At 55.0% G+C, this 19,089-nt stretch carries 19 protein-coding genes; 14 read left to right on the top strand and 5 right to left on the bottom strand.

Annotation, left to right across the window (positions count from 1 at the left end):
* Positions 1 to 109 precede the first annotated feature (109 nt).
* The 3 genes from NG653_RS05750 to NG653_RS05760 all read left to right on the top strand — a co-directional run bounded on the left by NG653_RS05750 (position 110) and on the right by NG653_RS05760 (position 4,708).
* Positions 110 to 691, top strand: coding sequence for a hypothetical protein (locus tag NG653_RS05750; protein WP_252740725.1), 582 nt, complete (start codon positions 110 to 112; stop codon positions 689 to 691).
* 458 nt (positions 692 to 1,149) lie between these two features.
* Entirely contained in the window at positions 1,150 to 2,136 is a 987-nt protein-coding gene (locus NG653_RS05755; protein WP_252740726.1) for a ribonucleotide-diphosphate reductase subunit beta, read from the top strand.
* Positions 2,137 to 2,236: 100 nt separating this feature from the next.
* A complete protein-coding gene (locus tag NG653_RS05760) occupies positions 2,237 to 4,708 on the top strand; it encodes a ribonucleoside-diphosphate reductase subunit alpha (RefSeq protein WP_252740727.1) in 2,472 nt (823 codons plus the stop codon).
* A gap of 287 nt (positions 4,709 to 4,995) precedes the next feature.
* Here NG653_RS05760 and NG653_RS05765 read toward each other — a convergent pair whose 3' ends face one another.
* The 4 genes from NG653_RS05765 to NG653_RS05780 all read right to left on the bottom strand — a co-directional run bounded on the left by NG653_RS05765 (position 4,996) and on the right by NG653_RS05780 (position 8,552).
* A complete protein-coding gene (locus tag NG653_RS05765) occupies positions 4,996 to 5,148 on the bottom strand; it encodes a hypothetical protein (RefSeq protein ID WP_252740728.1) in 153 nt (50 codons plus the stop codon).
* A gap of 112 nt (positions 5,149 to 5,260) precedes the next feature.
* Positions 5,261 to 6,154, bottom strand: coding sequence for a hydroxypyruvate isomerase family protein (locus tag NG653_RS05770; RefSeq protein WP_252740729.1), 894 nt, complete (start codon positions 6,152 to 6,154; stop codon positions 5,261 to 5,263).
* A 29-nt stretch (positions 6,155 to 6,183) separates the two neighbouring features.
* The gene (locus NG653_RS05775) at positions 6,184 to 6,834 is read right to left on the bottom strand and encodes a gluconate 2-dehydrogenase subunit 3 family protein (RefSeq protein WP_252740730.1); all 651 of its coding nucleotides are present in this window, start codon (positions 6,832 to 6,834) and stop codon (positions 6,184 to 6,186) included.
* Positions 6,834 to 8,552 carry a GMC oxidoreductase gene (locus NG653_RS05780; protein ID WP_252740731.1) on the bottom strand — a complete coding sequence of 573 codons (1,719 nt, stop codon included), beginning with the start codon at positions 8,550 to 8,552 and terminating at the stop codon, positions 6,834 to 6,836. Before NG653_RS05780 ends, NG653_RS05775 begins: the two co-directional genes overlap by 1 nt.
* A gap of 196 nt (positions 8,553 to 8,748) precedes the next feature.
* On the opposite strand from NG653_RS05780, the gene NG653_RS05785 reads away from it, so the two are divergent.
* From NG653_RS05785 to NG653_RS05800, 4 genes are read left to right on the top strand one after another with little or no spacing between them, the layout of a single operon-like run.
* Positions 8,749 to 9,753: a sugar phosphate isomerase/epimerase family protein gene (locus NG653_RS05785; protein ID WP_252740732.1), complete on the top strand. Its 1,005-nt coding sequence runs from the start codon at positions 8,749 to 8,751 to the stop codon at positions 9,751 to 9,753.
* A gap of 15 nt (positions 9,754 to 9,768) precedes the next feature.
* Complete coding sequence (locus NG653_RS05790) at positions 9,769 to 10,212, top strand: DinB family protein (protein ID WP_252740733.1); 444 nt, start codon at positions 9,769 to 9,771, stop codon at positions 10,210 to 10,212.
* 13 nt (positions 10,213 to 10,225) lie between these two features.
* The gene (locus tag NG653_RS05795; protein WP_252740734.1) at positions 10,226 to 11,455 is read left to right on the top strand and encodes an MFS transporter; all 1,230 of its coding nucleotides are present in this window, start codon (positions 10,226 to 10,228) and stop codon (positions 11,453 to 11,455) included.
* A gap of 18 nt (positions 11,456 to 11,473) precedes the next feature.
* Positions 11,474 to 12,610, top strand: a complete 1,137-nt coding sequence (locus tag NG653_RS05800) for a Gfo/Idh/MocA family protein (protein WP_252740735.1) — start codon at positions 11,474 to 11,476, stop codon at positions 12,608 to 12,610.
* Between the two features lie 10 nt (positions 12,611 to 12,620).
* Here the strand turns inward: NG653_RS05800 and NG653_RS05805 are convergent, their stop codons facing one another.
* Positions 12,621 to 13,088, bottom strand: a complete 468-nt coding sequence (locus tag NG653_RS05805; protein ID WP_252740736.1) for an ASCH domain-containing protein — start codon at positions 13,086 to 13,088, stop codon at positions 12,621 to 12,623.
* Between the two features lie 240 nt (positions 13,089 to 13,328).
* Here NG653_RS05805 and NG653_RS05810 point away from each other — a divergent pair, with 240 nt between their 5' ends.
* The 7 genes from NG653_RS05810 (at position 13,329) to nadD (ending at position 19,058) form a co-directional block, all read left to right on the top strand.
* Complete coding sequence (locus tag NG653_RS05810; protein WP_252740737.1) at positions 13,329 to 14,387, top strand: sugar phosphate isomerase/epimerase family protein; 1,059 nt, start codon at positions 13,329 to 13,331, stop codon at positions 14,385 to 14,387.
* Between the two features lie 3 nt (positions 14,388 to 14,390).
* Entirely contained in the window at positions 14,391 to 15,137 is a 747-nt protein-coding gene (locus NG653_RS05815) for a 3-keto-disaccharide hydrolase (protein WP_252740738.1), read from the top strand.
* Position 15,138: 1 nt separating this feature from the next.
* Complete coding sequence (locus tag NG653_RS05820; protein ID WP_252740739.1) at positions 15,139 to 15,951, top strand: 3-keto-disaccharide hydrolase; 813 nt, start codon at positions 15,139 to 15,141, stop codon at positions 15,949 to 15,951.
* 188 nt (positions 15,952 to 16,139) lie between these two features.
* A complete protein-coding gene (locus NG653_RS05825; RefSeq protein ID WP_252740740.1) occupies positions 16,140 to 16,865 on the top strand; it encodes a hypothetical protein in 726 nt (241 codons plus the stop codon).
* Positions 16,866 to 16,996: 131 nt separating this feature from the next.
* Positions 16,997 to 17,854: a YicC/YloC family endoribonuclease gene (locus tag NG653_RS05830; RefSeq protein WP_252740741.1), complete on the top strand. Its 858-nt coding sequence runs from the start codon at positions 16,997 to 16,999 to the stop codon at positions 17,852 to 17,854.
* On the top strand, positions 17,854 to 18,453 hold the full coding sequence (gmk, locus tag NG653_RS05835; protein ID WP_252740742.1) for a guanylate kinase: 600 nt from the start codon (positions 17,854 to 17,856) through the stop codon (positions 18,451 to 18,453). Before NG653_RS05830 ends, gmk begins: the two co-directional genes overlap by 1 nt.
* A gap of 20 nt (positions 18,454 to 18,473) precedes the next feature.
* Entirely contained in the window at positions 18,474 to 19,058 is a 585-nt protein-coding gene (nadD, locus tag NG653_RS05840; RefSeq protein WP_252740743.1) for a nicotinate (nicotinamide) nucleotide adenylyltransferase, read from the top strand.
* Positions 19,059 to 19,089 lie beyond the last annotated feature (31 nt).

Genomic DNA, 19,089 nt, shown 5'->3' on the forward strand with positions numbered 1-19,089 from the left:
GAACGCCCATGGCGACTGCGCATCAGGCCAGGCCCACACAGCAACCCGCCGACATGCCCGGGAAGGGACTTCAATCCCCAGGGGGACCCCAACAGAAAAACCGTAAGCCATGAACCAGCCTTCAAGTCGTGTATGGCGCTGGATACTGCCTGTCCTTGCCGGGGTGGTGTTGATAGGAATCCTGTCTTATATGGCCCCCGGCCGCGCTTTAGATGGGGATGACCTGGCCCCCGGGAAGTATGCGCTCAATGCACTTCAGGAAGGGCAAAAGGAAATTTTCCGCGGGCCAGCCTATTTTGAATATGCAGGGCGCAAGGGCCTGATGGATTCCCGGGTCTTTAAGCTTCGTTTAGTAAACCCGTCAGCCGATGACGGCACGGGGTTTGGTTTTCTGATCCCCCTGGCGGGTTCCGGGGAGGCGATACGCCCGGAAGAATATCGCACCAGCCGCAAGGACAAGGGGTCGATGAACGGATTCAGCACAGTTTTCGGTTATGCAGATCTTCGGGGCGATGCCCCGACCCTGTATTTTACGGAATCCGGAAAAATAATGATTACAGAAGCCGGCCCGGATGCGGTATCGGGTAACCTCGACATCATTTTGAAGGATGAAGAGGGGCGACAGATCCATCTTACCGGAGGGTTCAGGGCCCTGGCTCTGTCTTTGGAGAGGAGGGTCGATGAAATGTGATATGCGGTCAAACAATCGGGTACGGCTCCCTGTGTTTTGAAGCAAAGGGTGTAGTCGGGCCAGTGAAACGCCTGGGCTGGAAAAAGCCTCCTGGCGGGTTCGAATTCAGGTTTCGGGGGAACTACCTGGATCGGCATGCTGGCCCGCTTCCAAATGGATGCACCCTGGAGCCGTACCGTTTGACGCATAAATAAACCGAAGAGTACGTTTAGATAAACTACTGTTCGGTTTATTTTTTTGTTGAGGCTTGTTTTCTTTGACAGATTTTTTTTCACCTGCGCCAAACATCGGCCCAACGGCTCTTGAGCCTAGATTTCAACAGGTTGTGTTAAAAACTTTGAAGCGGATTTGGGCAAACAACCTTTACTTTCCCACTTCGTTTTTAAATATTTGTTAGTCCCTACGGGACACCGTTTTCACACCTAATTTTTTGGCACCAAAACCCTAAAGAAATCCGTATGTCAGCAGCCGTTGAACCCATCTTGCAAGAGAACGCCGATCGTTTTGTGATTTTTCCCATCCAGCACCACGACCTGTGGGAATGGTATAAGAAATGCGAGGCCTGTTTCTGGACGGCTGAGGAAATCGACCTCCACCAGGACCTGAGCGACTGGAACAACAAGCTCAACGACGACGAGCGTTACTTCATCAAGCATATCCTTGCCTTTTTTGCTGCCTCAGACGGGATTGTAAACGAAAACCTGGCGGAGAATTTCGTAAACGAGGTACAGTATTCCGAAGCAAAGTTTTTTTACGGGTTCCAGATCATGATGGAGAACATCCACTCCGAAACCTATTCCCTGCTCATCGACACCTATGTGAAGGATGAGAAGGAGAAGAATGTCCTGTTCAAGGCCATCGAAAATTTTCCCGCCATAAAGAAAAAAGCAGACTGGGCCCTGAAGTGGATTGAATCCCCCAGTTTTGCGGAGCGGTTGATCGCCTTTGCCGCCGTGGAGGGGATATTCTTTTCCGGGGCATTCTGTTCCATCTTCTGGCTGAAAAAACGCGGCCTGATGCCCGGCCTGACCTTCTCAAACGAACTCATTTCGAGGGATGAGGGGATGCACTGCGATTACGCCGTACACCTTCATAACCACCACCTGGTGAACAAGGTGCCGAAAGAGCGGATTACGGAAATTATAGTGGATGCCCTGAACATAGAACGGGAATTCATTACCGAATCCCTGCCGGTCAGCCTTATCGGCATGAACGCCAAGCTCATGACCCAGTACCTGGAATTCGTCACCGACCGGTTGCTGGTGGAGTTGGAGTGCGAAAAGGTCTATAATGCCACTAACCCGTTCGATTTCATGGACATGATATCCCTGCAGGGCAAGACCAATTTCTTCGAGAAACGGGTTTCCGAGTACCAGAAGGCCGGGGTGCTGAACAAGGAAAAGGACCAGGATGCCCAGAAGATCAGTTTTGACGCGGATTTCTGAACCACTGCCACCCGGCGCACTCCAATGCGTCACCGGAAGGCTTATCGATAACAACAGGAACTAGGAGCAACTCAGCAACCACTAAACCAATAGCAGCAACATGTATGTAGTAAAGAGAGATGGACGGAAAGAGCCGGTGATGTTCGATAAAATCACTGCGCGCATTCGCAAATTGTGTTACGGCCTTAACGACCTGGTCGATCCGGTTAAGGTGGCCATGAGGGTCATCGAGGGCCTCTACGACGGGGTAACGACTTCCGAACTGGACAACCTGGCAGCGGAAATCGCGGCGACCATGACCACCACACATCCCGACTACGCCAAGCTCGCGGCGCGCATCTCGGTGTCCAACCTGCATAAGAACACCAAGAAGTCCTTCTCAGAGGCCATGAAGGACCTTTACGAGTACGTGAACCCGCGCACGGGCAAAAAGGCCCCGTTGCTTTCCGACGAGGTGTTCGCCGTGGTGAGCCGGCATGCCGAGGAGCTCGATTCCACCATCATCTACAACCGCGACTTTGGCTATGATTACTTCGGGTTCAAGACCCTGGAGCGCTCCTACCTGCTCAAGATCAACGGAAAAATCGCAGAGCGCCCCCAGCATATGCTGATGCGGGTGGCTGTGGGCATCCACCTCGATGACATGGAGGCCGTAAAGGAGACCTACGAGTTGATGAGCAAAAAGTATTTTACCCACGCCACCCCGACCCTGTTCAATTCGGGTACGCCCAAGCCCCAAATGTCGTCCTGTTTCCTGCTGGCCATGAAAGAAGACAGCATTGACGGGATTTACGACACCCTGAAGCAAACAGCCAAGATTTCCCAGTCTGCAGGGGGCATTGGGTTGTCCGTGCATAATATCCGGGCCACGGGATCTTACATCGGGGGGACCAATGGCACCTCGAACGGCCTCGTACCGATGCTCCGGGTTTTCAACGATACCGCCCGGTATGTTGACCAGGGCGGAGGAAAGCGCAAGGGGAGTTTTGCCATCTACCTGGAACCCTGGCATGCCGATATTTACGACTTCCTGGAATTGAAGAAAAACCACGGGAAAGAGGAGATGCGGGCCAGGGACCTGTTCTACGCCCTCTGGATCCCAGACCTTTTCATGAAGCGGGTGGAAGCAGACGGGCAGTGGACCCTGATGTGCCCGAACGAATGCCCCGGGCTATTTACCACCCATAGCGAAGAATTTGAGGCCCTATACACCCGGTACGAAGAGGAGGGAAAAGGGCGCAAGACCATCCGCGCCAGGGACCTTTGGGAAAAAATCCTCGAATCGCAGATAGAGACGGGTACCCCGTACATGCTCTACAAAGATGCCGCCAACCGCAAAAGCAACCAGAAAAACCTGGGGACCATCCGCTCCTCAAACCTCTGTACGGAGATCATCGAATACACCGCCCCTGATGAGGTAGCCGTCTGTAACCTGGCTTCCATTGCCCTGCCGATGTTTGTCAAAAACGGCAGTTTTGACCACAAGGAGCTCTTTAAAGTGACCAAGCGGGTGACCCGCAACCTCAACCGGGTTATCGACCGGAATTATTATCCGATCAAGGAAGCGGAGAACTCCAATATGAGGCATCGCCCGGTGGGCCTTGGGGTGCAGGGCCTGGCGGACACGTTTATAATGATGCGCCTGCCCTTTACTTCCGATGAGGCCAAGAAACTGAACCAGGAAATCTTCGAGACCCTGTATTTTGCCGCGGCAACCGCCTCTATGGAACTGGCCAAAGAGGAGGGCCCGTACTCGAGCTATTCAGGTTCCCCGATTTCCCAGGGCCTCTTCCAGCACAATATGTGGGGGATTAAGGACGAGGAACTTTCCGGGCGCTGGGACTGGGACAAATTGCGCAAGAGCATCAAAAAGCACGGCGTCCGCAATTCCCTCCTGGTGGCCCCAATGCCCACGGCTTCCACCTCCCAGATCCTCGGGAATAATGAATGTTTTGAGCCCTATACCTCCAACATCTATACCCGCAGGGTGCTTTCCGGCGAATTCATCGTCGTAAACAAACACCTTTTGGAGGACCTGGTGAACCTTGGCTTATGGAATGAGGAACTAAAGCAGGAGTTGATGCGGGCAAACGGTTCCGTACAGGACATCGATGGGATCCCTGCGGAGATCAAGGAGCTGTACAAAACCGTATGGGAGCTCAGCATGAAGGATATCATCGATATGAGCCGGCAACGGGGCTATTTCATAGACCAGAGCCAATCCCTTAACCTGTTTATGGAAAATGCCAATTACGCCAAGCTCACTTCCATGCATTTCTACGCCTGGAAGAGCGGCCTGAAAACCGGGATGTACTACCTGAGGACCAAAGCGGCCGTGGATGCCATTAAATTCACCCTCGACAATTCGAAGAAAAGTGAACCCGTTGCCGTGGTGCAGGCCCAGGAAGCGGGAGCAGACCTGACGCTGGCCGGGAACCTCAAGGTAGAGGCGACCCCCGTTCAGGCACAGGAAGGAGATACGGCGCCGATGAGCGAAGACGAAATGAAAGCCCTTATCGCACAGGCCCGGGCTGCACAGGGAGACGATGACTGCCTGATGTGCGGCTCTTAAGCGAAGTCCCTCCCATCAGGGGCTGAAAAGGGAGAAAGTTTAGTGTTTATTTCAAGTGAGGATGCCTCAGCAAGGCCGGATCGGCTTTCTGGGGCATTCTTTTTGGCCCGGTTGGGGGGCAGCACCTTATTTTTCCAACAGGGGTTTTATCAAGTTTCGCCCGGCCAGGAAGATAAGGAGATAGACCATCAAAAGGATGAGGTAGTGGTCCATGTCAGCAATACCTAAAAGGGTTTAATTAAATACGGTAAAAAACCCCGATTTGGATTACCGCCTTTCCATTTTGCCTACTCCGGGCCCACTCGCTGGTCTGAGGCGGACTCCCTCACAGGGCCGGAAGGGGAAGGCTCCTGGAAAAAGGAACGATAGACAAAACTGACTAACAGGTAGAGGATGGCATAGCTGGCCAGTACCAGCAGGTAGGTGTTCATTGGGTCCATAAGCAGGATAGATTTGGGTTCTATCGGTTCCCCCAAACCCCATATCGGGCCGGGTTACCAGGGGCAAAGTAGCACAAAAATCGTTGCGATACCGAACTTTTCGATAAACTGCTCAGGGGTCCACGTCCCTGTAGGCCCTGATTACTGCTGTTTCCCCTTCCCTGCCTTCGATGGAATTTCCGTGCTCCATACCCAGGATACCGGCATACCCTTTCTCATGGAGGAATCGGAACACATTGGCGTAATGGATTTCCCCGGTTCCCGGTTCCTTACGCCCCGGATTGTCCCCAATTTGGAAGTAGGCGATTTCATCCCAGCAGGCGCTGATGTTTGGAAGGAGATTCCCTTCCTGTACCTGCTGGTGGTAAATGTCGAAGAGGATTTTGCAGGAGGGTGAAGCCACCGCCCTGCAAATTTCATAGGCCTGGGGGGAGCCTGTAAGGAAAAGGCCGGGGTGGTCCCTGAAGTTGAGGGGCTCCAGGACCATGACCAGGCCATGGGGCTCCAGGATTTCCGATGCCCTTTTCAGGCTTTCGATAACGTGGGCAGTTTGGTAGCCCATGGACTGACTTAGGTCCACATGCCCCGGAACCACAGTCATCCAGGTCGCACCCACCCGTTTTGCCACATCCACCGAGGATTCGATTTCCTTCAGGAAGGTTTCGCGGCCTGAGGGGTCGCCAGAAGCCAGGTTGGCCTCGCTCCAGGCGATGGTATGGGCCACAAAGACCCCCATCCTGATCCCCCGTTCCGCCATAACCTTCCCCATTTGCTCCTGTTCGGCCACGGGCCGCAACCGCATGTCGTTGTCCTCGAAAGCCGTGAAGCCCTGGTCTGCCATGAAATGCAGCTGGTCGAGGAGGTTATCCCCGGCATGGGCACGGAACATCCCGGGATGGGGGGCGAATTGCAACCGGAAGGGGTCAGCGGGGGGTATTCCGGGACTCCCAAAAACAAAAGGGCCCCCCGCCGAAACAAAGCCGGCGGCAAGCCCTGAATTCTTCATGAAGTTCCTGCGTTTCAAATGCGGTTTCCCTACAGTGACCAGGCTTTGCCGCCGGTTAGTTCATCGAGGTCACCACACCCGATATACTGCCCCGGGATGGAAAGGTAGGCCAATACCTGTTCCCCTACCTGTTCAGTGTTTTTGTAGGCCCAAATCACGGCATCGCGGTACTGGGTGGCGAAGGCCGTGCGGGACACTTCCTCGTCCAGTTCGGCCGTCCTCCCTTCCGCTACGGCCTTGTTGTAGGTCATGAGCGTATCGAAGAGTTGTTTTTCCTCCTCTTTTTCCCGCTTTTTCAGGCCGGCGGCCAATACGGGCTCGAGGTCTTCCGGTGTCAGGTCGGCGGCGGCTGCCTTACCGGAATCGGCCAGCGCTTTTTCTATGAACCGGCTTAACCCCATTTTCATAAACTCCTGTTCCTGAATCTCGGAAACCTCGTTCATATACTGGTCGATAAATTGGGGTACCCCTACTTCCGAGGCTGATGGGGTATCGGTTTTGGGCAGGATCAGGTCGGCCAGGCCACTGAGGACCATCCCTTCCTCAGGACTGAAAAAAACAGGGATCCAGTCCGGGGTGGTTTCCTGCCTGCAACTTTGCATCAGGCTGATGAGCGTCGGGGTCGCCACAGTATACCCCAGGGCAAGCCCCATATTTTTAAGTGCTACTCTTCTGTCCATTATATCGTTCCTTTTTTGAGTTCTTGAATGGCGTGGCTGGCAGCCCGGGCCGTGAAGGCCATATAGGTCAGGGAAGGGTTCACGCAGGAGGCAGAGGTCATAAAGGCCCCGTCGGTCACATACACGTTCTTCACGGCATGGATTTGGTTCCATCCGTTAAGCACGGAGGTTTTGGGGTCGCGCCCCATCCGGGCCGTCCCCATTTCGTGGATCCCAAGGCCCAGGGCCCCGGGGTTGTCGAAGGGCTCCACATCGCGGAGGCCGGCTTTTTCGAGCATGGCCACCGCCTGTTCTTTCATGTCTTCCCGCATTTTCCATTCGTTCTCCCTGAATTCGGCATCGAAGGTTACCGTGGGCATCCCCCACTGGTCAAGGTTGTCGTAATCGAGGTACATGCGGTTGTCTTCATAGGGCAGGACTTCGCCGAACCCGCCGATGCCGAAGGTCCACCCCCCGGGTTTCAGGATAGCTTCCTTCAGGTCTTTCCCGTGGGAAAGTTCTTTGATGGTGTCTTGCCAGTCGCCCCGGCTGGCGCCGCCCTGGTAGCCATACCCGCGGATGAATTTGTCGGTATCAGAGTTCCCGCCCAGGTTGCGGAACCGTGGGATGTAGACCCCGTTGGGCTTGCGGCCCTTGTAATATTTGTCATCAAAACCGTCGAATTTGCCGCCGGCGCCCACCCCGAGGTGGTGGTCCATGATGTTGCGGCCCAGCTGGTCGGAATCGTTCCCCATCCCGTTCGGGAAACGGTCCGATTTGGACTGCATCAGGATGGCGGTGGAGGCCATTGAGGAGGCACAAAGGAAGATCACTTTCGCCCGGAATTCGTATTTCTCCTTCGTCACGCGGTCGATCACCTTTACCCCGGTGGCCTTTTGGGTGTCCGGGTCGTACATCACTTCATAGACGATAGAGTCCGGGCGCAGGGTCATGTTCCCGGTGGCTTCTGCTGCCGGCAGCGTGGAGGAGTTGCTGCTGAAGTACGCCCCGAACGGACACCCGCGGATACAGCGGTTGCGAAACTGGCAACGCTGCCGGTTCTTCCCGCCGAATTCCTTGTCGCTATTGATATGGGCTACCCGCCCTGCGGTGATTACCCGCCCGTCAAAATGCTCAGCAACCTTTTCGCGCACGTGCTGTTCCACACAGTTGAGCTCCATCATGGGCTCAAAGATGCCGTCTGGCAGTTGAGAAAGCCCCAGGTTTTCACCGGAGACCCCGATGTAGGCCTCCACCTTGTCGTACCAGGGTGCAATATCTTTATAGCGGACGGGCCAGTCCACGGCGATCCCGTCCCTCAGGTTGGCCTCGAAGTCCATGGCACTCCAGCGGTAACTATGGCGCCCCCACATGATGGAGCGTCCCCCAACGTGGTATCCCCGCATCCAGTCGAAGCGTTTGACCTCGTTGTATGGGTGTTCAATATCATCCACAAACCAGAAATTATGGGGGGCCTTCACGGTGTACCCGGTGCGGGCCTGCTTTTCCTGTCGCGCCTTTTCTTCTCGGGGCAGTTCCCCCCCGTTTGGGAAATCCCAGTTATCCATATGGGCGGTGGGGTAATCCTTGATGTGCTCCACCATCCTGCCCCGTTCCAGGACCAGGGTTTTCAGGCCGCCTTCGCACAATTCCTTGGCCGCCCAGCCCCCGCTGACTCCGGTACCCACCACAATCGCATCGTAGGATTCCTGTTCTTCGTTGTAATAGAACTTGCTCATGAAAAAGGTTTGTTTAGCTTCTAAAAGTATTAAATATTAAATTAATTTTCTACATTTAAAATCTGTTAAATCAAAGGGCAAACCATTCAAAAGGCCCAAAAAACAAGGGCCTGTGATGGTTGGGGAACAGTTTTCCCCTTTTGTATCCCCCATTGGGAAAGCCCGCGCCAACGCGTAAAAAAAACCAGATACCTCCATGAAGCGAAGAGATTTTGTATCCCGTAGCGCCCAGGCCGGCGTCGCGATTTCCCTTGTGGGCCTGGCGGCCTGCAAAGATCAGAGCAAGGCGTCCGGGGCCGGGGAGGAAACGGATGCCAACCCAGAGGCGGAGACCGGGCCATTTTTTACCTTGTCCCTGGCCCAGTGGTCCCTCCATCGTATGATACGGGAAGGAGGGGTAGACCCTTACCAGTTTGCGGAAAAGGCAAAAGCCTGGGGATTCAGCGGGCTTGAATATGTCAGCCAGCTGTACAGCAAGGAACTAGAGGCTGCCACCTATTCCCCGGAAGCGATGCAGCGATTTGTGGACCGCTGCAATGAAGAGGCCGCGAAACATGGCCTGAAAAACGTACTGATCATGATCGACGGGCAGGGGGACCTGGCCACCTCGGAGGAACCCGCAAGGATAGCGGCCGTGGAAAACCATTACAAATGGGTCGACGCCGCTGCAGCCATGGGGTGCCATTCTATTCGCGTGAACCTTGCCGGCAGCAGCGATCCCGAAGCCTGGGTCCCTAATTCGGTGGATGGCCTTACCCGCCTGGCGACCTATGCAGCGGGAAAGAACATCAACGTACTGGTTGAGAACCACGGGGGGCTTTCGTCCAATGCGGCCCTGCTGGCAAGGGTCATGGAGCAGGTAGGGATGCCGAATTGCGGTACCCTGCCCGATTTCGGCAATTTCTGTATCCGGCGGAATGACCCGAAAGACTGGGGCTCCGGTTGTGCTGAGGAGTACGACCGCTACCAGGGGGTCAGGGAGCTGATGCCCCATGCCAAAGCCGTCAGCGCCAAGTCGCACGATTTTGATGCTTCGGGGAATGAAACCCACACCGATTATGTGAAGATGTTGCAGATTGTAAAAGATGCCGGGTATACCGGGTTCATCGGGGTGGAATATGAGGGTTCTGTTTTGGGGGAGGAAGCGGGCATCCTCGCCACCCGGGACCTGCTTCTGAAAGCGGCAAAATCGGTATCCTAAGCCAGCAGGAGGTCTATGAAAGCATTTCTGAACGAGCTTTACGATTACAATTATTATTGCAATAAAAAGCTCATTGAGGCCTGTACCGGGCTCGAGGTGGTGCCAGACGGCATTCAACGCCTTTTCTGCCATGTCCTGAACGCCCACCATAACTGGAACGCCAGGATCATGGACGTAGCGCCCCAGTTCGGGCCCTGGCAGTTGCACGAGGTGCCCGCCTGGGCAGACCTGCATTACGACAACCAGCGCAATTCTTTCGAGATCATCACCAATGCCGATCCCCTGGGAAGGCGGGTGAATTATGAGAATTCGGAAGGACGGGTTTTTTCAAATACGCTCCAGGACATCCTGTTCCACATCATCAACCACTCGACCCACCACCGCGCTCAAATCACGGCAGCTTTGCGGGCGGAGGGCCTGGAACCGCCATCCCTGGATTATATTGTCTACAAACGCTAAACCAGCCAAACACATGAAAACCGCTGTTAAGTTCCAACTCTCCCTGATGATGTTCCTGGAGTTTTTTATCTGGGGGGGGTGGTTCGTCACCCTGGGCACCTTTTTGGGCGACAACCTTAAAGCCAATGGGGGCGAAATATCCATGGCTTTTTCCACCCAGTCCTGGGGGGCCATCATCGCCCCGTTTATCATAGGCCTCATTGCAGACCGCTATTTCAATGCCGAACGCATCCTGGCGGTACTCCACCTGACCGGGGCAGTACTGATGTACCAGATGTACAGCGCCCCTGATTTCGCCGGGTTTTACCCTTATGTCCTCGGCTATATGATCATTTATATGCCCACCCTGGCCCTGGTGAATTCCATTTCCTTCAACCAGATGAAGGACCCTGCCAAGGAATTTTCCTTCGTCCGGGTTTTTGGTACCGTCGGCTGGATCGTTGCCGGGTTGCTGATCAGTTATGTGTTCCTGTGGGATTCCCCCGAAGCCAGGGGGGAAGGCATGCTTAAAAACACCTTCCTGCTGGTCGCTGTAGCTTCGGCCTTCCTGGGGCTCTTCAGTTTTTTCCTGCCCAAAACCCCCCCAAAGGCCAACCGGGAAGGGAAAGCGAGCATTTCTGAACTGCTCGGCCTCGAGGCCCTGGGCCTGCTGAAGGACCGGAATTTCCTGATCTTCTTTATCTCATCCATCCTGATCTGTATCCCCCTGGCTTTTTACTACCAGAATGCAAACCCGTTCCTGGCCGAAATCGGGGTGGAGAACCCCACCGGGAAGATGACCATTGGGCAGGCCTCCGAGGTGCTGTTTATGCTGCTGCTGCCCTTTTTCTTTAAAAAATTCGGGTTCAAGAAAACCATTATGGCCGGGATGCTCGCCTGGACCCTCCGCTATGCCCTTTTTGCTTATGGCAATGCCGGGGACCTGGCCTTTATGCTGATCCTGGGGATTGCCCTGCACGGGATCTGTTATGATTTCTTTTTTGTCTCAGGTCAGATTTATACCGATTCCAAGGCCGGCCCTAAATACAAAAGTGCAGCCCAGGGCCTGATCACCCTGGCGACCTACGGATTCGGGATGCTGATAGGGTTTTGGGTGGCCGGCAAGATCTACGACATGAACCTCCTTTCGGAAAACATGCACGACTGGAACACCATCTGGACCTTCCCGGCTATTTTTGCCCTGGGGGTCTCCATCGTTTTTGCGATTTTCTTCAGGAATGAAACCATAGAATACAAAGCGTAACTATTAAAGAGAAAACTTATGCCAAGGAAAATACGTTTGGGTATCCTGGGCGGCGGGGGTGACTCCCTTATCGGGGTCCTCCACCGGGTAGCCGCCCACATGTTTGACAGTTATGAAATTGTGGGGGCGGTATTCAGCCCGGTACATGAAGAAAGCCTTGCCTTCGCCCGGCAAATAGACCTTCCCACCGACCGGATTTACCCAGATTTCGACACCCTGGTTGCAGAGGAGATGAAGCTCCCGGAATCGGAGCGCATGGAGGTTTGCGCCGTGCTTACCCCGAACTTCCTGCACTTCCCTATGGCTAAAAAGCTCCTGGAACACGGGTTCCACGTCATTTGCGAAAAACCGATGACCACCACCTACGAGGAGGCGAAAATCCTCGAGGACGCACAGCGCAGTGCGGGCACCGTATTTGCCGTTACCCATACCTATACGGGCTATCCCATGGTTCGCCAGATGCGGGAAATGATACGGGCGGGGGAACTCGGAAGGATCCATAAGGTCGATGCACAGTACTACCAGGGGTGGATCAACCCCATTATCCACGACAAGGAAAAGCGCTCCTCCGTATGGAGGCTCGACCCCAAAAAAGCAGGGATCAGCTCGTGCATGGGCGATATCGGGGTGCATGCCTTTAACATGGTTGAATATACCACCGGTCTGAAGATCAGGTCATTGCTTTGCGATTTCAATTACCTCTACGATGATAACCAGATGGACGTGGACGGCACTGTTTTGGTCCGGCTCGACAAACACGTGAAAGGGGTCATCAGGGCAAGCCAGGTGGCCACCGGGGAAGAAAATGGCCTGGCCATTAGTATTTACGGGGAAAAGGGCGGGCTGCGCTGGGAACAGGAACGCCCCAATTTCCTGTACCGGCTCTCCGATTCAGGCCCCCTGCAGGTGTACAAGCCCGGGCATGCCTACAATTCCCCCCTCTCCCTCGACGGCACCAAGCTGCCCCCCGGCCACCCCGAGGGCATTTTTGACGCCATGGGGAATATCTACCGGGGCGTGGCCAGGGCTATTCGGGGGGAAGCATACAACGACGGGGAATTCCCAACGATTACGGATGGGGTAAGGGGGCTCGATTTTATTGAAGCGACCGTGGCTTCCCACAAAGGGGGCAATATTTGGGTCGACCTGGATTGACAGGGCATCGTCAACCCCTCCCGTATACCTTTTCGAATACCTCGCATACCACGATCATACTCTCGGTCGGGGTTTTCCCGAAGGGTTCGAGCTCGCGGGTGAAATATTCCCAGTGGGATTTTTTCCAGGACTCCAGGGAACCGTCGCCCTGCCCTTCCAGTTTTGCATGGGACGCAGGGACAGAAAAGAGGGGCCTGAGGGTGACCCCCACGGTGCGGACGACACACTGAGCGTTCCCTTCCCAATCCGTGAAGATGGTGAAGTCGCCGATGCGGGGTAGCGGTTCGTTTCGGAACTGAAGCCCCAGCAGGGAATGCGACCTGGCCCGTTTCTTTCCTTCCAGGACGAGCTGCAGGGCAGAATTCGCCTCCTGTTGGATGTCCCGTAGCTGGGTTACCCGGGGTTCCGGGGCGAAGGCGTATTCGAGGTGCTGGTCAAGGAAGTCGCCCCACAGGGTTCTGGCAGATTTGTTTTTCATCAGTTTCAACGGTGTTGTCCCGGCCCTCCTGCACCTTTTGGTCCTGCACCCGGTTTTCCGGCACGGGATCCCGGCATAAAATGCAGGAAGGTTTGTTCCACGGGGGGATATATGTCAGGGTTTTTCTATATTTATAACGCCACTTCACGGCGTATCCATCTATGAAATCCCTGCTAAATATAGGGTATATTTCACAATCCCGGCAGGGGGAATGAACCGATAAAACCCAGCACAGAATCCATGAAAACAATCAAAGGACCCGCTGTCTTCCTGGCGCAGTTCGTAGACGACAAACCACCGTTCAATTCCCTTGACGGGATGTGCCGCTGGGCGGCCGACCTGGGATACAAGGGCATCCAGATCCCCACCTGGGAGCATTTCCTGATCGATCTGGACAAGGCAGCGGAAAGCCAGGAGTACTGCGACGAGCTTAAGGGCAAAATCAACAGTTATGGCCTGGAAATCACTGAACTTTCCACCCATCTGCAAGGGCAACTGGTTGCCGTCCACCCGGCCTATGACCTGATGTTCGACAACTTTGCGCCCAATGCCGTAAAGAACAATCCGAAGGCCCGCACCGAATGGGCGGTGGAGGTGGTGAAAAAGGCCGCCACGGCAAGCCGGCGCCTGGGGATAAAGGCACATGCCACCTTTTCGGGGGCACTGCTCTGGCATACGTGGCATCCATGGCCACAACGCCCGGCCGGCCTGGTGGAAATGGGGTTTGAGGAACTGGCCAGGCGGTGGAAGCCCATCCTGGACCACTTCGACCGGGAAGGGGTGGATGTGTGTTATGAAATCCACCCGGGGGAAGACCTGCACGACGGGGATACCTTTGAGCGATTCCTGGAGGCCACGGGGAACCACCCCAGGGTGAACATCCTCTATGACCCCAGCCATTTCGTGCTCCAGCAACTGGATTATATCACCTACATCGACCACTACCACGAGTTTATAAAGGCCTTCCACGTGAAGGATTCCGAATTCAACCCTACGGGTAAAAAGGGCGCCTTCGGGGGCTACAACGACTGGGCGGACCGGGCGGGCCGGTACCGGTCGCTGGGCGATGGCCAGATTGATTTCAAGACCATATTCTCCAAACTGACCCAGTACGGTTGCGATGTGTGGGCCGTCATGGAGTGGGAATGCTGTATCAAGTCACCCGAGCAGGGGGCCCGGGAAGGGGCCAAATTCATTCAGGACCATATCATAGAAGCCACCCAAAAAACCTTTGATGATTTTGCGGGGGGTGCAATCGACCGGGAGGTCCTTCGTAAAATCCTCGGCCAGGACACCTAAGACATGAAAAGAAAACAACTCATTGGGGTCATTGCCCTGCTGGCCATGACGGCCTGCAAGGAACGCCCCTCAGGAAATACCTTGCAAACTGCAGAACTAAGCATGGAAGAAGCAGGGTCCCAACAGGAATGGATCGTATTGTTTGACGGGACCTCCCTGGATGCCTGGAGGGGATATGGGAGGGAAGACCTGCCCCCTTCCTGGAAAATAGAGGACGGGGCCCTGGTCTTTTATCCCCCGGAGAAACCTTTGGTGGACAATCATAACCTGGTCACAAAACAGGATTTCAGGAATTTTGTCCTGTCATTGGAATGGAAGATCTCCGAGGGAGGGAATTCCGGGATTTTCTGGGGGGTACAGGAAGACCCGTGGTACAGGGAACCCTACCAGACCGGGCCTGAAATACAGGTGCTGGACAATGAAAGGCACCCCGACGCCAAAAACGGGACCACCCACCAGGCGGGCGCCCTGTACGACATGGTCGCCCCTGCAAGGGATGTAACCCGCCCTGCCGGGGAGTGGAACCATTGCGAGATTACGGTGGACTACGGCAATAACCGGGGAAGCGTGCGCCTGAACGGCAGCGAAATCGTCACCTTCCCCCTGGCCAACGAAGCCTGGGAGGCCATGGTGGCCAATTCTAAGTTCAACGGATGGAAGGGCTTTGGGGAATTCCATACCGGTAAGATCGGGCTGCAGGACCACGGCGACCCGGTGGCCTTCCGCAATATTAAAATCAAACCGTTATAGCATGAAGTATACGATATATGCCCTCGTCGGGGGAATGTTGCTGGCCGGATGCACCGGGGAAACAAAGGCACCTACCGCTGAGGCTCCCCAGGGCCCCCAGCCCATTGTGTATCCGGAATACCAGGGTGAGGAACCTACCCGGCCGCAGCAAACCGAAGCCTATGAACCGGTGCCCCCCAAAGTGGCCCCTTTCGGCCAGTCAGGGGCCCCGAGCGATGCCATCGTGCTCTTTGATGGCAGCGGATTCGGGGAGTGGGTCATGACCCGCGACAGCAGTGAAGTAGTCTGGCATCTGAATGAAGACGGTAGCATGACGGTAAAGGACAAAACAGGCGACATCCAGACCAAAAGGAATTTCGGGGACCTCCAGCTCCATATCGAGTGGCGCTCGCCGGCTGAGGTGCAGGGGGAAGGCCAGAGCCGCGGGAACAGTGGGGTTTTCCTGAACAACCTTTACGAAGTGCAGGTGCTGGACAACAACGACAATACCACCTATGTAAACGGGCAGGTGGCCTCCATCTATAAACAGCACGTCCCCCTGGCCATGGCTTCGGTGCCCAGCGGGGAGTGGAATTCCTACGATATTATTTACCGCGCCCCCGCCTTTAACGACCAGGGCGAAAAAATCCGGTCGGGGACCCTGACGGTCCTCCACAACGGGGTACTGGTGCAGGACCACGCCGAAATCAAAGGGACCACCCCCTACATCGGCTGGCCCAAAAACGAGCCCCATGGAAAGGGCCCCATCCGGCTGCAGGACCACGGCGACAACAGCCGGGTCAGCTATCGCAACATCTGGGTGCGGGAGTTGTAATCCCCCTTGGATATACGGCCCGACCCCGGGCCTTAAGCCCCCGCCCGCCGGGACGGGATATTCACCTTTTTTTGCCATAGATACATCTAAGGATACACCCTGTACAGGGAAGCTGCCAGATACCACAATTTTGCCCCGGGCCATGGAGTCGTTAACGTATTTTTAAGAAAACCTAAACTCAGTAGCACATGAAAAGAATTTTTACCCTGATGGCAGTAGCCCTTTTTGGAAATGCCATCTATGCCCAGGGGACCATAACGGGTACCATTCCCAATTGGTCCAATGGTTCCGGCGAAGTCGCCCTTGTTATGATGGGCCCTCCAAAGGTCCTGGGGACTTTCGACGACCAGGGCCGCCTGGAGATCCCCCTGCCCCCTGATTTCCTGGCCCAGGCCAGAAAAGAGGTCGAAGAAGCCAATGCCTCGGCTTCTGGCGGGTGGAAAGCCTCCCTGCCCATCTTGGGGGATCGATATTCCTGTACTGGAGGTGACCTTGAGATCACCGGCGGCGCCCAGCCCATTTCCGGCTTTCCCGCCATGGGGAGCTTTGACCTGGTCAGCATGGAAAGGGAAGAGCGATTTGGCTACCTGATGGCCGCCAGTTCCCTGGAATTTGCCGAGGGCATGGAACCCTATAATTTTAAGCCGGGGTACTTCCTGGAATGGCATTTCGTGGAGGAGCCTGCCAGCGTAAAAGGCAGCTGCAGTTCCGATGCCTATGCGATGAACGTTGAGGAACTCTATACAACAACAATGGAGTACGACCTGGATTTCAAAAAAGGCTGGAACATCGTCAAATACGAAATCCTGGAAGTATTTACCGATCGTGAAGGGAACAGCTACCCCATGAAGGAAAAGTACACTGTGCTGGGCGAAATGCCGGCCGATGTCCAATTCATTTTCATGCCGGAATAAGAGTTTGGGGTCCTTTTGGGAGGCACTGACCCACCCTCCACTTGAATAGCCAACCAAAGCAGAAGCAGCCCATAAGGCTGCTTCTGTCCTTTTTAAATTTTACTACCTTTGGCCAACTAGCCCTTTCAGGTATGATCCAATCGATGACCGGCTTCGGAAAGCACGTGGTACAGCTGCCCGGGAAGAAAATTACGGTGGAGCTCAAATCCCTCAACAGCAAAAGCCTGGACATCAATACCCGCATCCCCCAGGCCTACAGGGAAAAGGAACTCGCCTTCCGAAATACCATTGCCCAGGCCCTGGAACGGGGGAAGATCGACTTTGGCCTGTATGTGGAGGCCAACGGGGAAGCGGCTTCGAGCCGGATCAACGAGGCGGTGGTGCGCGACTACATGGGGCAGTTGGGGAACATTGCCGGGGGCGATGACCTTCGTTTACTTGAAATGGCCCTGAGGCTCCCCGATACCCTTCGCACCGAGCGGGAGGAAATGGACCCGGAAGAACTGATGGTTATCCTGGAGGCACTCCGCCTGGGGCTCGAGGAGGTAAACCGTTTCCGCTCCGAGGAGGGCCGTACCCTGGAAGTGGATTTCACCGCGCGCATCCAAACCATCCAGGCCTATCTGAAGCAGGTGGAGGAACTTGACCTCGACCGCCTGGGGGCTGTTCGCCAGCGGCTGGAGAAGGCCGTGTCGGAATTGCGCGAGGCCGTGGATCCCAACCGTTTCGAACAGGAGCTGATCTATTATTTGGAAAAGTACGATATTACAGAGGAAAAGGTACGCCTGGCCAAGCATTTGGAATATTTCCTGCAGTCCCTGGCTTCGGAAGACTCCAATGGCAAGAAACTGGGGTTTATCTGCCAGGAGATCGGCCGGGAAATCAATACTATTGGCTCCAAGGCCAATGATGCCCCCATGCAGCGGGTGGTGGTGCAGATGAAGGACGAACTCGAGAAAATAAAGGAACAACTATTGAACGTACTCTGATGGACGGCGGAAAACTTATCGTCTTCTCGGCTCCCTCCGGCAGCGGGAAAACCACCATAGTCAGGTACCTGCTCGACCAGCCCGAACTGAACCTGGCGTTTTCGGTATCAGCGACTTCCAGGCCCCGGCGCCCCAGGGAAAAGCACGGGGAGCACTATTACTTCATGACCATTTCCGAATTTAAGAAACACATCAGGAACGGGGATTTCCTGGAATGGGAAGAAGTCTATCGCGACAATTTTTACGGGACCCTGAAATCGGAGGTGGAGCGGCTTTGGGCCGAGGGAAAGAACGTAATTTTCGACATCGATGTGGTGGGCGGCCTTCGGATCAAAAAGAAGTACCCCGACCAGACCCTGGCGGTTTTTGTCAAACCCCCGAGCGTGGATGAATTGAAGATCCGGCTGAAAAAGCGGAGTACCGAAAGCGACGAGAAAATCAACATGCGCATTGCCAAAGCTTCGGTGGAACTCGCCACCGCCCCACAGTTTGACCGCATAATCAAGAACTACGACCTGGAGACCGCCCTGAAGGAAGCCCGCCAGCTTGTGGCTGATTTCATCAGCAAGGGCCACACCGACGAACCCCCGGGCGAATAGCCCCCGGCAAGCCAGGACCCATGAAAAAGACAGGCCTGTTTTTCGGCACTTTCAACCCCATCCATATCGGGCACCTGATTTTGGCCAACCATATGGCCGAATTCACCGACCTGGACCAGGTTTGGTTTGTGGTCACCCCCAAAAGCCCTTTCAAGGCCAAACAGACCCTACTTGCCAATACCCACCGCTACCAGATGGTCTATGAGGCGATCAGGGAATACCCGAAAATGAGCCTTACCGATATCGAGTTCCACCTTCCCCAGCCGAACTATACGATCGACACCCTAACCCGACTGCAGGAGCAGTACGGAAAGGAGCACCGCTTTGCCCTGATCATGGGGGAAGACAACCTAAAGGGGTTTCATAAGTGGAAGAACTACGAAGCCATTTTGGAATACTACCCGCTGTATGTATATCCGCGCCTCTCTAAAGGGACCATACCTCCTGCCTTGCGGGAACACCCCGGGATCCACAGGGTGGATGCCCCCGTGATGGAAATTTCCGCCACCTTTATCCGCGAGCAGCACGGGGCCGGCAAAAATATCCGTCCCCTCCTGCCCGAAGGGGTGTGGCGGTATATGGATGAAATGAACTTTTATCGCTAACCCCGCCCGTGTTTTCCGGGAAACACCATTA

Origin of the sequence: Robiginitalea marina (assembly GCF_024006985.1) — a bacterium.
Lineage (GTDB): Bacteria > Bacteroidota > Bacteroidia > Flavobacteriales > Flavobacteriaceae > Robiginitalea > Robiginitalea marina.

What these genes read in the sequence shown, in the direction of transcription:
- NG653_RS05805 (WP_252740736.1), bottom strand. Translation starts at nt 13,088, where the DNA reads ATGAAAAACAAATCTGCCAGAACCCTGTGGGGCGACTTCCTTGACCAG.
- NG653_RS05830 (WP_252740741.1), top strand. Translation starts at nt 16,997, where the DNA reads ATGATCCAATCGATGACCGGCTTCGGAAAGCACGTGGTACAGCTGCCC.
- NG653_RS05760 (WP_252740727.1), top strand. Translation starts at nt 2,237, where the DNA reads ATGTATGTAGTAAAGAGAGATGGACGGAAAGAGCCGGTGATGTTCGAT.
- NG653_RS05785 (WP_252740732.1), top strand. Translation starts at nt 8,749, where the DNA reads ATGAAGCGAAGAGATTTTGTATCCCGTAGCGCCCAGGCCGGCGTCGCG.
- NG653_RS05790 (WP_252740733.1), top strand. Translation starts at nt 9,769, where the DNA reads ATGAAAGCATTTCTGAACGAGCTTTACGATTACAATTATTATTGCAAT.
- NG653_RS05780 (WP_252740731.1), bottom strand. Translation starts at nt 8,552, where the DNA reads ATGAGCAAGTTCTATTACAACGAAGAACAGGAATCCTACGATGCGATT.
- gmk (WP_252740742.1), top strand. Translation starts at nt 17,854, where the DNA reads ATGGACGGCGGAAAACTTATCGTCTTCTCGGCTCCCTCCGGCAGCGGG.
- NG653_RS05755 (WP_252740726.1), top strand. Translation starts at nt 1,150, where the DNA reads ATGTCAGCAGCCGTTGAACCCATCTTGCAAGAGAACGCCGATCGTTTT.
- NG653_RS05800 (WP_252740735.1), top strand. Translation starts at nt 11,474, where the DNA reads ATGCCAAGGAAAATACGTTTGGGTATCCTGGGCGGCGGGGGTGACTCC.
- NG653_RS05770 (WP_252740729.1), bottom strand. Translation starts at nt 6,154, where the DNA reads ATGAAGAATTCAGGGCTTGCCGCCGGCTTTGTTTCGGCGGGGGGCCCT.
- nadD (WP_252740743.1), top strand. Translation starts at nt 18,474, where the DNA reads ATGAAAAAGACAGGCCTGTTTTTCGGCACTTTCAACCCCATCCATATC.
- NG653_RS05795 (WP_252740734.1), top strand. Translation starts at nt 10,226, where the DNA reads ATGAAAACCGCTGTTAAGTTCCAACTCTCCCTGATGATGTTCCTGGAG.
- NG653_RS05825 (WP_252740740.1), top strand. Translation starts at nt 16,140, where the DNA reads ATGAAAAGAATTTTTACCCTGATGGCAGTAGCCCTTTTTGGAAATGCC.
- NG653_RS05765 (WP_252740728.1), bottom strand. Translation starts at nt 5,148, where the DNA reads ATGGACCCAATGAACACCTACCTGCTGGTACTGGCCAGCTATGCCATC.
- NG653_RS05775 (WP_252740730.1), bottom strand. Translation starts at nt 6,834, where the DNA reads ATGGACAGAAGAGTAGCACTTAAAAATATGGGGCTTGCCCTGGGGTAT.
- NG653_RS05815 (WP_252740738.1), top strand. Translation starts at nt 14,391, where the DNA reads ATGAAAAGAAAACAACTCATTGGGGTCATTGCCCTGCTGGCCATGACG.
- NG653_RS05750 (WP_252740725.1), top strand. Translation starts at nt 110, where the DNA reads ATGAACCAGCCTTCAAGTCGTGTATGGCGCTGGATACTGCCTGTCCTT.
- NG653_RS05810 (WP_252740737.1), top strand. Translation starts at nt 13,329, where the DNA reads ATGAAAACAATCAAAGGACCCGCTGTCTTCCTGGCGCAGTTCGTAGAC.
- NG653_RS05820 (WP_252740739.1), top strand. Translation starts at nt 15,139, where the DNA reads ATGAAGTATACGATATATGCCCTCGTCGGGGGAATGTTGCTGGCCGGA.